Consider the following 12,225-nt stretch of genomic DNA (forward strand, 5'->3'; position numbering starts at 1 on the left):
GCACGGTCCGTCGGACATGATCGTCCTCGAGGGCGCCCCCGCCCTGTCGCCGTTCCGCCTGGAGCGGCTCCAAGCCCGCCTCCGCAGCATCCACCCCGACGTCCGCCTGCTCGGCACCCGGCACACCTACTGGGTGCTGCCGACGCCGGACGCGCAGCCTGAGGTCATCAAGCTCGGCGCGATCCTCGAAGCCGGGCCGACATTCGCCGACCGCGATCCGTCGGCCGTCTCCCGCTTCGTGACGCCGCGCCTGGGCACGCATTCGCCGTGGTCGAGCAAGGCGACGGAGCTGCTGCAGGGCGCCGGGCTGCCGGTGCACCGCGTCGAACGCGGCACGCGCATCGACCTCGCCAATTGGCCGAGCGACGCCGCCACCCAGGGCGCACTCGCGAAGGTGCTGCACGACCCGATGACGCAGTCGCTGCTCGACGCGCGCGAGGACGCGGTCGCGCTGTTCGAAGCGCCGTCGCGCGGCGACCTGGAACGTATTGATCTTGCCGACCTCGAGAACGCGAATACGCGCCTCGGCCTCGCCCTCGCCGACGACGAGATCGCCTACCTGCGCGAGCGCTACGCCGCGCTCGGCCGCGCGCCCGCCGACGTCGAACTGATGATGTTCGCGCAGGCGAACAGCGAGCACTGCCGCCACAAGATCTTCAACGCGAGCTGGACCATCGATGGCGTCGACGCGCCGAAGTCGCTGTTCGGCATGATCCGCCACACCCACGCGACGACGCCGCAGCACACGCTGAGCGCGTACAGCGACAACGCCGCGGTGGTCGAAGGCTATCGCGCGAAGCGTTTCCGCCCGTCCGGCCCGAACTTCACCTATCGCAGCGAAGGCGAAGTCGATTCGGCGTTCTGCATCAAGGTGGAGACGCACAACCATCCGACCGCGATCGCGCCATTTCCGGGCGCATCGACGGGCGCGGGCGGTGAAATCCGCGACGAAGGCGCGACCGGTCGCGGTGGCAAGCCGAAGGCGGGCCTCTGCGGCTTCTCCGTCTCGCACCTGCGCATTCCGACGCTGCCGCAGCCATGGGAAGCGCCGCGCGCGCTCAACCCGCGCATGGCGCCCGCGCTCGAGATCATGCTCGACGGCCCGATCGGTGCCGCAGCGTTCAACAACGAATTCGGTCGTCCGAACCTGCTCGGCTACTTCCGCAGCTTCGAGTTGCCGGAAGGCGCGCTCGCCCGCGCCTACGACAAGCCGATCATGCTCGCTGGCGGCCTCGGCGCCATCGACCGCATCCAGGTGCAGAAGCACGGCCTGCGCGACGGCGACGCCATCGTCGTGCTGGGCGGGCCAGCGATGCTGATCGGTCTCGGCGGCGGCGCCGCGAGTTCGGTCGCGTCCGGGGAAAGCCAGGAAGCGCTCGATTTCGCCAGCGTGCAGCGCGACAACCCGGAGATGGAGCGTCGCTGCCAGGAAGTGATCGACCGCTGCGTCGGCATGGGCGACAACAATCCCATCGCGACCGTGCACGACGTCGGCGCGGGCGGCCTGTCGAACGCGATCCCCGAGCTGCTGCACGACAGCGACCTTGGCGGCGTCATCGATCTCGATCGCGTACCCAGCGACGACCCGTCGCTGTCGCCGATGCAGCTGTGGTGCAACGAGTCGCAGGAACGCTACGTCCTCGGCCTGCCGCCGGAGCGCGTCGACGAGTTCCGCGCGATCTGCGAACGCGAGCGTTGCCCGTTCGCGGTCGTCGGTTACGCGACGACGGAGGAGCGCCTGGTCGTCGGCCACGGCGCGACGCGTGAACGTGTCGCCGCCGGTGAAACCGGTTGGGCGATCGACATCCCGATGGATGTGCTGTTCGGCAAGCCGCCGAAGATGCACCGCGACACGCAGCACCCGGCGCCGGCGAAGTGGCCCGCGCTGAAGTGGGGTGGACTCGACCTGCGCGACGCCGGCCTGCGCGTGCTCGCGCATCCGACCGTTGCGTCCAAGAACTTCCTCGTCACCATCGGCGACCGCAGCGTCGGCGGCCTGACCGCGCGCGACCAGATGGTCGGCCCGTGGCAGCTTCCGGTCGCTGATTGCGCGATCACGTTCAGCGGTTTCGACACGTATGCGGGCGAGGCGATGGCGATCGGTGAACGCACACCGCTCGCGCTGCTCGACTCGGCCGCGGCCGCGCGCATGGCGGTCGGCGAGGCGATCACGAACCTCTGCGCCGCGCCGGTCGAAGCGCTGGATCGCATCAAGCTGTCCGCGAACTGGATGGCGGCCTGCGGTCATCCAGGCGAAGACGCGCTGCTGTTCGACGCGGTCAAGGCGATCGCGATGGAGTTGTGTCCGACGCTGCAGCTCGCGATTCCGGTCGGCAAGGATTCGCTGTCGATGCAGGCGCAGTGGCATGCCGGTGGCGCTCAGCAGAAGTCGGTGTCGCCGGTGTCGCTGATCGTCACCGCGTTCGCGCCGGTGACGGACGTGCGTGACCAGTTCACCCCGCTGCTCGATCGCAGCGTCGACAGCGAGCTGTGGCTGATCGGCCTCGGCGGCGGCAAGCAGCGCCTCGGCGGTTCCGTGCTCGCGCAGTGCCACCCGGAGTCGGGCGGTGATGCGGCGTTCCCGGCGTTCGCCGCAGCCGGCGAACGTGATGGCTTCGGCGTGCCCGACGTCGACGATCCGCAGCGCATCGTCGAGTTCTTCGAGCTGATGCGCGCCGCGCGCACGGCCGGCCTGATCCGTGCGTACCACGACCGCTCCGACGGCGGCGCGTTCGCCGCGTTCGCCGAAATGGCGTTCAGCTCGCGCACCGGCCTCGACATCTCGCTCGACAACTGGGGCGAGGACCCGTTCCGCTGCCTGTTCAACGAGGAGCTCGGCGCGATCGTGCAGGTCGCCGTCGAGGATCGCGCGGAGTTCGCCGACCTCGTCGCGCAGCACGGCCTGATCGACTGCGCGCAGCGTGTGGCCAAGCCCACCACGGCGCCGCAGATCCGCGTGCGTCGCGACGGCGAAACCGTCGCCGAATGGAGCTGGCAGGAGCTGTTCGACGCCTGGTGGTCGGTGACGCATGCGATGCAGCGCCTGCGCGACAACCCGGACTGCGCCGACGAGGAGCGCGAGATCGCGCGCGACTTCGATGCGCCGGGCCTGGTGCCGAAGCTGACCTTCGACCCGGCCGACGACATCGCCGCGCCGTACGTCAATGTCGGCGCGAAGCCGAAGGTTGCGATCCTGCGCGAGCAGGGCGTCAACGGCCAGATCGAGATGGCATGGGGCTTCGACAAGGCGGGCTTCACCGCCGTCGACGTGCACATGAGCGATCTCATCGCCGGCCGCGTGAACCTCGCCGATTTCATCGGCATGGCGGCATGCGGTGGCTTCAGCTACGGCGATGTGCTTGGCGCCGGCCGCGGCTGGGCGACCAGCGCGCTCGAGCGCTCGGCAGTGCGCGAGGCGTTCGAAGCGTTCTTCGGTCGCGCGGACACGTTCGCGCTGGGCGTGTGCAACGGCTGCCAGATGATGTCGGCGCTCGCGCCGGTGATCCCGGGCGCGGAGCACTTCCCGCGTCTGCTGCGCAACCGCAGCGAGCAGTTCGAGGCGCGCCTCGGCCTGCTGCAGATCACCGAGTCGCCGTCGCTGTTCTTCAAGGGCATGGAAGGCTCGCGCATTCCGGTCGCGGTCGCGCACGGCGAAGGTCGCGTTCACTTCGACGATCCGGCGGCGCGCATGGCGATTGCCGTGTCGGCCCGTTATGTCGACGGCACGGGCGAACAGGGGTCGCAGTACCCGCTCAATCCGAACGGGTCGCACGACGCGATCGCCGGCTTCACCAGCCGCGACGGTCGCGTGACGCTACTGATGCCGCATCCGGAGCGCACGCTGCGCACCGCGAACCTCAGCTGGGCGCCGCGCGACTGGCCGGCGGATTCGCCGTGGCTACGCATGTTCCGCAACGCGCGGGCGTGCGTCGGCTGACGTATTCAGCAGAGTGATCGATGGGCAACGGAGGGCCCCGATGCGCACCCCGGTGGCGCGTCCTGCGCCGTCTGCCTGATACAGTCCGGCGGTCGTCAGGGAGGTGCGGGTGAACGCGGTCGTCGATCCCATCGAGGAACCCATCGGCGGTGATCCCGTCGAAGCGCGCATCGTCGCGCTGCTGATCGAGCGCGGCCGTCTGAAGGACGCTGACTTCGCGCGGGCCCGTCGCCTCGAGGCCGAAACCGGCGGTTCGCTGCTCGCGCTGCTCGGCCGGCTTGGCCTTGTCTCCGAACGCGACCATGCGGAAGCCGTCGCGAACGTGCTCGATCTTCCGATTGTCGCGACGAAGGATCTGCCGGACCTGCCGCCCGAGAACGTCGCGCTGTCCGCGAAGTTCATGCGGCAGTTCCATCTCTGCCCGATCCGCGAAGGCGATGCGGCGATCGACGTGCTGATGGCGGATCCGCAGGACGCCTACCAGCTCGACGCACTGCGCCTTGCGATGCCGAAGCTGTTGAACCCGCTGGTCGGGCTGCGTTCGGAAATCGACGCGCTGATCGAACGCTGGCACGGCCAGGGCCGCAGCGCGATGGGTGCGATCGTCGATACCGCGGAAGGCGAGGGCGGCGAACTCGACGATGTCGAACACCTGCGCGATCTCGCGTCCGAAGCGCCGGTCATCCGTCTCGTGAATCTGGTGATCCAGCGCGCGGTCGAACTGAAAGCGTCGGACATCCACATCGAGCCGTTCGAGAACCAGCTGAAGGTGCGTTACCGCGTCGACGGCGTGCTGCATGAAGGTGAGAGCCCGCCGACGAATCTGACCGCGGCGGTGATCTCGCGCATCAAGATCATGGCGCGTTTGAACATCGCCGAGCGCCGCCTGCCGCAGGACGGGCGCATCCAGATGCGCGTGCAGGGTCGCGAACTCGACCTGCGTGTGTCGACCGTGCCGACGTCGCATGGCGAAAGCGTGGTCATGCGACTGCTCGATCGCGAATCGGTCGTGCTGAGCTTCGAGAAGCTCGGCTTCACCAACGATTTCCTGCCGCAGTTCCAGAAGGTGCTCGACCAGCCGCACGGCATCCTGCTCGTCACCGGCCCGACCGGTTCGGGCAAGACGACGACGCTCTACACCGCGCTGTCCAAGCTCAACACGCCCGACGTCAAGATCATCACTGTCGAGGATCCGGTCGAATACCAGATCGAAGGCATCAACCAGATCCAGGTGAAGCCGCAGATCGGCTTGGACTTCGCGAACGCGCTGCGTTCGATCGTCCGCCAGGATCCGGACATCATCATGATCGGCGAAATGCGCGACCTCGAGACCGCGCGCATCGCGATCCAGTCCGCGCTTACCGGCCACCTGGTGTTGTCGACGCTGCATACGAACAACGCGGCGGGCGGCATCACGCGACTGCTCGACATGGGTGTCGAGGACTACCTGCTCACGTCGACGATCAACGGCATCCTCGCGCAGCGCCTCGTGCGCAAGCTGGAGCCGACGCATGCCGAGCGCTACCTCGCGCTGCCGGAAGAGATCGAGAAGTTCGGCCTGCGCCGTTTGCAGCCGCAGGGCGACATCTATCTGTATCGCCCGAAGCCCTCGCCGATCGCGCCGAGCGGATATTCCGGGCGCATGACCATCACCGAATTCCTCGTCATGAACGACGAGCTGCGTCGCGCGGTCATGCGTCACGCCGGCATGGGCGAGATCGAGCAGATCGCGCGCGCCGCGGGCATGCGCACGATGTACGAGGACGGCATCGCCAAGGCGCTCGCCGGCCTCACGACCATCGAGGAAGTGCTGCGCGTGACGGAAGAGGCCTGATCGACGCATGGCGCTGTACCGCTACAAGGCGCTGAACCCGCGCGGCGAAATGCTCGACGGCCAGATGGAGGCCGCGAGCGTCGACGAGGTCGCGCAGCGCCTGCAGTCGCAGGGGCATCTGCCGGTCGAAGCGAAGCTCGCGAGCGAAGGCGGCGGCCCGGCGTTCTGGAAGGGTCTGTTCAAGCCCAAGCCGTTCGCAGGCCCGCGCCTCGTGCAGTTCACGCAGCAGTTGTCGACACTGCTCGGCGCGGGTCAGCCGCTCGATCGCGCGCTGTCGATCCTGCTCGAACTGCCGGATGACGAAACCGCACGCCGCACCATTTCCGATATCCGCGAATCGGTGCGTGGCGGCACGGCGCTGTCGACCGCGCTGGATCGACAGCACGGCACGTTCTCGCGCCTCTACATCAACATGGTTCGTGCCGGCGAGGCAGGCGGCAACCTGCACGAAACGCTCGCGCGGTTGGCGGATTACCTCGAGCGCGCGCGTGCGCTACAGGGGCGCGTGGTCAACGCGCTGATCTATCCCGCGATCCTGATGGTGATGGTCACGCTGAGCATGCTGTTCCTGCTCGGCTACGTCGTGCCGCAGTTCGCGCAGATGTACGAGAGCCTCGGCGCGGAGCTGCCGGTCTTCACCAAGATCATTCTCGCGATCGGTAACTTCGTGCGCGATTTCTGGATCGTGATCGTGGCGGCGCCCGCGCTGGCGCTGTGGTGGGTTGAACGCAAGCGTCGTGACCCCGCGTTTCGCATGGCGTTCGACGCGTGGCTGCTGCGCCGCAAGTTCACCGGGCTGCTTGTCGCACGCATCGAGGTTGCGCGGCTTGCACGTACGCTGGGCACGCTGGTGCGCAATGGTGTTCCGCTGATCACCGCGCTCGGCATCGGCCGCAACGTGCTCGGCAACCGCATGCTTGCGGACGACGTCGAAAAGGCCGCGGACGAGGTGAAGAACGGCGTGGCGCTGTCGACTGCGCTGGGGCGCGGCAAGCGGTTCCCGCGTCTCGCGCTGCAGATGATCCAGGTGGGCGAGGAATCCGGCGCGCTCGACGTCATGCTGCTGCGCACGGCAGAAACGTTCGAACAGGAAACCGCGCTCGCGCTGGACCGCATGTTGGCCGCGCTGGTGCCGATCGTGACGATGGTGCTGGCGTTCGTGATCGGCACGGTGATCCTCGGCATCCTGGTGCCGATGTACGACCTCACGGGGCAGATTGGGTGAGGCTCGCCGCGCTTTGCGCGGCATTGCCGCGCAGGCGAGCCGAACGCCCGGCGTGCTAGGCGGGGCCGAGTTCGAGGAATCCCAGTCGCGATGCGATCCGTCGGCGCATCGCGGCAATGCGGCGTGGCCTGACGGAACGTCCGGCGCGCTACGCGGGGCGGGGTGAGGCGGCGTCGCCCACGCGGCGTGCAGCGTGACTCTGACGAACGCCGGCGTGCTACGCCCGCCGGAGCGCCATGGGGCGCAGCGCGACACCCGCGTCGGCATCGCCTCGCTTTGCTCCTCCAGCGCCGCGCGGGACTTCCACGCGACCGGATGCGGCCCACGCTCGTGTGATGAAAGTCGCGCGGCAGGCGCATGCTTCGGGAAACTTCGCCTCGATCGTCCGGTCCCACCCTCGGGCCCGCTACGAAAAAACCTGAACAGGCCGGCCAGAAATTTCCGCTTCACGTCACGAATTTGGTAAACAGTCGCCCTCTCCCCGGAAGCCGTCGCCCATGCGCAACCGTCGTGCACTGACCCGATCGCCTGCTCCCCGCGCGCTGCAGCGCGGCATGAGCCTCATCGAAATCATCATCGTCATCGTGCTGATCGGCATCGTGCTGACGTTCGTGGGCAACCGCATCCTCGGCGGCTCCGATCGCGCCAAGGCCAACCTCGCCAAGTCCGAGGTCACCACGCTCGCGCAGAAGATCGAGCAGTACAAGGAAGACGTGGGCAAGTACCCGACGACGCTGTCCGACCTCGCGACCGCGCCGCAGGGCGTGTCGGGCTGGCTCGGCCCGTATGCGAAGGAAGGCGAGCTCAAGGATCCGTGGGGCAACGCGATCGCGTACAAGGCACCTGGCGATGACGGCCATGCGTTCGACGTGATCATCCTCGGCAAGGACGGCAAGCCGGGCGGCACCAGCGTCGACGGCGACATCCGCAACGAATGATCCGCATCGCGCCACGACGGACGGCTGCACCCGCCGCCCGCCGTGCGCGCGGCGTCTCGCTGATCGAGATGATCATCGTGGTCGTGCTGATCGCGGTGATGAGCGTGCTCGCCGCCGGTGCGATGAGTGGCGGCTTCAAGGGCATGCAGCTGCGTTCCGCGGCGAAGGAAGTCGCGTCGCAGCTGCGCTTCACCCGCACGCGCGCGATCGCCACCGGACAGACGCAGCGCTTCGTGATCCAGCCACGCACGCACGCGTGGCAGGCGCCGGACGGTCGACATGGCTCGATTCCGGCGGAGATCGGCCTGTCCTTCATCGGCGCGCGACAAACGCGGCCGTCGCCTGACGAAGGAGCGATCCTGTTCTTCGCCGACGGCGCGTCTACAGGTGGGCGCGTGCGCCTGGTGCGTGACACGGCCGCGTTCAACATCGACGTCGCCTGGCTTACCGGTGAGGTCAAACTCGACCGCTCGGAGGCGCGCTGATGCGACGCCTTGCGCGCGGCTACACGCTGATCGAGGTGATCGTCGCGTTCGCGATCCTCGCGGTGGCGCTGACGCTCCTGCTCGGCACGCTCACCAATTCGACGAAACAGGTGCGCTGGTCGGCCGATGCCGGACGCGCGGCGATGCTCGCGCAGTCGGTGCTCGATCGCGTCGATACCGACGGCCCGCTGCGCGAGGGCGAACGCGACGGCGAGCTCGAGGACGGACGCTACCGCTGGCAGCTGCACGTCGCGCCGTATCGCACGAATGCACCGGCGAGTGCGCAACCGGTCGATCCGAACGCGCCGGTGCTTCTGTCGCTCGATCTGGTGATGCAGTGGGGCGAAGGCGGCCCGCGCGAGCGCCTGGAGCTGCATTCGCTGCGCCTGGTGCCGGCGAATCTTGGAGCGCCGCCGACGTGAGGCGCGCGCGCGGCTTCACGTTGATCGAAGTGCTGATCGCGACGGTGCTGCTCGCGGCCGGGCTCACGCTCGCGTTCGCGACGATCACCGGCGCCACCGGCGCGACGCGTCACGGCGAAGCGACCGCTGCAAGCAACGAACACATCCGCGCGGTCGAAGGCTTCCTGCGCCGACGACTCGCTGGCGCGCGCGCCGTGTCGTTCCAGATCGATCCGTCGACCGGGCAGGCGATGCGTTTCGCGGGTGACGCCGAGCGCATGCGCTTCGTGTCCGACCTGCCGGACTACATCGGGCGCGGCGGCCCGAGCGTGCATGACCTGCGCATCCAGCGCATGGCCTCGGGCGACGGTGTGCGCCTCACGCTCGGACTCGTCGCCGCGCAGCCGGGTGATGCGACGGCGGCGGTCGATCGCGAACCGGAGGTGCTGGCGGAGAACCTGCGCAGCGTCGAGTTCCACTACCGCGGCGTCGGCGAAGACGGCAAGCCGGCCGAGTGGCAGGACGACTGGACGACCACGGAACAACTTCCGTTGCTGGTCGAGATCCGCATCACCGGGGAAGACGGCAAGCCGTGGCCCGTGCTCGACGTCGCGCCGCGTCTTGCGGCGGCGTACGCCACGGGGATCACGCGATGACGCGTCGGACGCGCGGTGCCGCGCTGCTGATCGTGCTGTGGCTGATGGTGCTTCTGATCGCACTGGTCGGCGCGTTCTCGCTCACCGCGCGCACCGAAGGCATGCAGGGCCGCGCGCTGGTCGACGGCGTGCAGGCGATGCAGATCGCGCGTGCGGGCCTCGAGTATTCGCTGACGAAGGTCAATCAGCCGGATCCGCGCCAGCAATGGCGGCCGGACGGGCGCACGTACAAGTGGGCCTACGAGGATGCGAACGTCGAGATCCGCATCGTCGACGAGGACGGCAAGGTCGACCTCAACCACGCCGATCCGCCGTTGCTGATCGGGCTGTTCGACGCGGTCGGCATCGAGCATGCGCGCAGCGAAAAACTCGCGGGCGCGGTCATCGACTGGCGCGATGCGGACCAACTCACGCAGCCGTCGGGCGGCGCCGAGGACCAGGATTACGCCGCGGCCGGACTGACCTACGGCGCCAAGGACATGGACTTCGAGAGCAGCGCGGAGCTGCTGCAGATCCTCGGGTTCACGGCCGACGACTACAAACACCTCGCGCCTTACGTCACCGTGTTCAGCGGGCGCGGCCGGCCCGAGCCCGCATTCGCCGGCGCACCGGTGCTGACCGCGATGGGCATGGACGGCAAGGCGATCGTGCAGCAGCGCGATGCCTGGGATCCGTCGACCGGGCAACCGCTTCCCGGCATTCCCGGCGGCGAAAGCCAGCAGGCGTTCGGAAGCGGAACGTATAGTATCGAGAGCACGGCCCGGCTCCGTGGCGGACGCATCGCCACGCTCGGCGCCGTAGTACGCACCGGGGGCAGCGCCATTCCGGGGATGGCCTACACACCGTTGCGTTGGGAGGAGGGGGTTCCGTCACCATGACCTCGGTTCTCGAGGGCCGGACGCGCGGCCTCGCGCGGATCGCCGCCCGATTGGGCCCGCAGGCCACCAGTCTGCGCGGGCTGCTTGCCTGGTGGGGACGCGCGCTCGCCGCGTGGCTGCCGGTGCGCGTGCGCCGTGCGCTGGGTGTCGATCGCGGCCGCCTCTTGCTGATGCCGCTCGCCGACGGCGAGGTGCGCCTGCAACTGCAGCGCGACGGCGACATGCTCGATTTCGGCCGACTGCCCGTGTTGGTCGATGCACCGGGCGACGACCCGCTCGCCAACGTGCTCAGTTCCGCCGCGGTCGACCTGCCGCGCTGGCTGGTGCTGCCCGCCACCGCCACACTCGTGCGTCGCCTCGCGCTGCCGGGCGCTGCGGCCGATCGCTTGCGTGACGTCGTGCGGTTCGAACTCGATCGCCAGACGCCGTTCGCGGCCGACGAGGTGATCTACGACGCGCGCCTGGTCGGGCGTCGTCCTGATGGTCAGCTCGATGTCGAGCTCGTCGCTGCGCCGCGCGTACGCGCCGAACCTCTGCTGGCCGCGCTTGGTCCGTTGGCCGGGCGCCTTGCGGGCGTCGACGTGCTCGATGTCGACGGCACGCCGCGTGGTGTCAACCTGCTCGACCCCGCAGCGCGTCGTCACCAGCGCGATCCCTGGCAGGTGTGGAACCGCGTGCTCGCCGGCGTCGGCGTCATCGCGGTCGGCTTCGCACTGGTCACCATTCTGGACAACCGCCGCCAGGCCGCCGACGACCTCGAGCGGAAGGTGCGTGCGCGCAGCGGCCCGGCAAAGATCGCCGCGCAGCAGCGCGAGGCGCTGAACGAACTCGTCGCCGGGCAGGCGTTCCTCGACAAGCGTCGTGCCGAACAGCCGACCGCGATCGAAGTGCTGGACGAGGTCAGTCGTCGCCTGCCGGATGGCACCTACCTCGAGAAGCTGGCCATGGAAGGCGATCGCCTGACGCTGCTGGGACTCAGCAACGAAGCGCCGTCGCTGGTGAACCGCCTCGAGGGTTCGCCGCTGTGGCAGTCGCCGGCGCTCGCCGGTGCGTTGCAGCCGGATCCCGCTACCAATCGTGATCGCTTTACGTTGACCGCCGAACTCGGCCGCACGCCGGCCGCGAAGAAGGGGGCGTCGCGATGACGCCGGTCGTGACCGATCGCGAGCGCTGGATCGCGCTGGGCCTGCTCGTCGCCGTGCTGCTGATCGCGTACGGCGTGCTGATCCATCCATGGTGGACGGTGCCGATGCGCGAGGTGAGCGCGCGCATCGACCTGCTGCAGGAGCGCAATGCGCGCCTGCAGGCCGAACTCGCGCAGGCGCCGGCGGTGCAGCGTCGTCTGCAGGAAGCACAGCAGCGCCTCGCCACGCGGCCGGGCTTCCTGCCCGAGGCGACCGCCGAACTCGCCGTCGCGGGACTCGTGCAGCGCCTCGAAACCGTGGTCGCGCAGGCGAGCCCGGGCAATCGCAGCTGCCAGATCCAGAACCGGTCGCCGTTGCAGAACGAATCGGGCGAGGCGTACACGCGCGTCGCCGTGCAGGTGCGCCTGCGCTGCGGCACGCCGGAACTCGCGGCGGTGCTGCATGCGCTCGAAGCCGGCACGCCGCGCCTGTTCGTCGAGAACCTCAACATCCTCGCGCAGCGCTTCTTTGGTGGCATGGAGCCGAACGCGTCCAGCGGTGGTCTGGACGTGAGCTTCGATCTGGTCGGCTACCTGCGCCCAGCGGGCGCGATCGTCGACGGTGCGACGGTGGCACCCGCGATGTCGGCGGCGCCGATGCAGTCAGCGCCGCCGATCTCGGCCGCGCCGCCCGCGCCCGTCCCGACGGCGGTCCCGGGCCCAGGGCCGGCCGTGATGCCGGGTTCGG

Annotated in this window: 9 protein-coding genes and 1 pseudogene; all 10 read left to right on the forward strand. The window is 69.0% G+C overall.

The genetic code is table 11. From position 1 onward, the window contains the following. Positions 1 to 16 precede the first annotated feature (16 nt). Positions 17 to 3,937 (forward strand): phosphoribosylformylglycinamidine synthase, encoded by a 3,921-nt coding sequence (gene purL, locus DWG18_RS00565; RefSeq protein WP_115644585.1) that lies wholly within the window; start codon positions 17 to 19, stop codon positions 3,935 to 3,937. Positions 3,938 to 4,046: 109 nt separating this feature from the next. Then, complete coding sequence (gspE, locus tag DWG18_RS00570; protein ID WP_115644586.1) at positions 4,047 to 5,771, forward strand: type II secretion system ATPase GspE; 1,725 nt, start codon at positions 4,047 to 4,049, stop codon at positions 5,769 to 5,771. A 7-nt stretch (positions 5,772 to 5,778) separates the two neighbouring features. Continuing rightward, the gene (locus tag DWG18_RS00575; RefSeq protein WP_115644587.1) at positions 5,779 to 6,996 is read left to right on the forward strand and encodes a type II secretion system F family protein; all 1,218 of its coding nucleotides are present in this window, start codon (positions 5,779 to 5,781) and stop codon (positions 6,994 to 6,996) included. A gap of 497 nt (positions 6,997 to 7,493) precedes the next feature. Then, positions 7,494 to 7,934, forward strand: coding sequence for a type II secretion system major pseudopilin GspG (gspG, locus tag DWG18_RS00580; RefSeq protein WP_115644588.1), 441 nt, complete (start codon positions 7,494 to 7,496; stop codon positions 7,932 to 7,934). Continuing rightward, entirely contained in the window at positions 7,931 to 8,419 is a 489-nt protein-coding gene (locus DWG18_RS00585) for a GspH/FimT family pseudopilin (RefSeq protein ID WP_115644589.1), read from the forward strand. The genes gspG and DWG18_RS00585 overlap by 4 nt, the downstream gene beginning before the upstream one ends. Continuing rightward, a complete protein-coding gene (locus DWG18_RS15630; protein WP_115644590.1) occupies positions 8,419 to 8,841 on the forward strand; it encodes a prepilin-type N-terminal cleavage/methylation domain-containing protein in 423 nt (140 codons plus the stop codon). The genes DWG18_RS00585 and DWG18_RS15630 overlap by 1 nt, the downstream gene beginning before the upstream one ends. Continuing rightward, positions 8,838 to 9,476 carry a prepilin-type N-terminal cleavage/methylation domain-containing protein gene (locus DWG18_RS00595; RefSeq protein ID WP_115644591.1) on the forward strand — a complete coding sequence of 213 codons (639 nt, stop codon included), beginning with the start codon at positions 8,838 to 8,840 and terminating at the stop codon, positions 9,474 to 9,476. The genes DWG18_RS15630 and DWG18_RS00595 overlap by 4 nt, the downstream gene beginning before the upstream one ends. Further along, a complete protein-coding gene (locus tag DWG18_RS00600) occupies positions 9,473 to 10,354 on the forward strand; it encodes a type II secretion system protein GspK (RefSeq protein WP_115644592.1) in 882 nt (293 codons plus the stop codon). The genes DWG18_RS00595 and DWG18_RS00600 overlap by 4 nt, the downstream gene beginning before the upstream one ends. After that, positions 10,351 to 11,499 (forward strand): PilN domain-containing protein, encoded by a 1,149-nt coding sequence (locus DWG18_RS00605; protein WP_115644593.1) that lies wholly within the window; start codon positions 10,351 to 10,353, stop codon positions 11,497 to 11,499. Before DWG18_RS00600 ends, DWG18_RS00605 begins: the two co-directional genes overlap by 4 nt. Further along, a pseudogene (gene gspM, locus DWG18_RS00610) lies at positions 11,496 to 12,149 on the forward strand (type II secretion system protein GspM); the annotation flags it as partial. The gene DWG18_RS00605 and the pseudogene gspM, both read left to right, overlap by 4 nt. Between the last annotated feature and the right edge of the window lie 76 nt (positions 12,150 to 12,225).

This window comes from Lysobacter sp. TY2-98 (assembly GCF_003367355.1).
In the GTDB taxonomy this organism is placed as follows: domain Bacteria; phylum Pseudomonadota; class Gammaproteobacteria; order Xanthomonadales; family Xanthomonadaceae; genus Cognatilysobacter.

Coding starts and splice junctions, on each gene's coding strand:
- DWG18_RS00600 (WP_115644592.1), top strand. CDS start 9,473: ATGACGCGTCGGACGCGCGGTGCCGCGCTGCTGATCGTGCTGTGGCTG.
- DWG18_RS00585 (WP_115644589.1), top strand. CDS start 7,931: ATGATCCGCATCGCGCCACGACGGACGGCTGCACCCGCCGCCCGCCGT.
- DWG18_RS15630 (WP_115644590.1), top strand. CDS start 8,419: ATGCGACGCCTTGCGCGCGGCTACACGCTGATCGAGGTGATCGTCGCG.
- gspG (WP_115644588.1), top strand. CDS start 7,494: ATGCGCAACCGTCGTGCACTGACCCGATCGCCTGCTCCCCGCGCGCTG.
- purL (WP_115644585.1), top strand. CDS start 17: ATGATCGTCCTCGAGGGCGCCCCCGCCCTGTCGCCGTTCCGCCTGGAG.
- DWG18_RS00575 (WP_115644587.1), top strand. CDS start 5,779: ATGGCGCTGTACCGCTACAAGGCGCTGAACCCGCGCGGCGAAATGCTC.
- DWG18_RS00605 (WP_115644593.1), top strand. CDS start 10,351: ATGACCTCGGTTCTCGAGGGCCGGACGCGCGGCCTCGCGCGGATCGCC.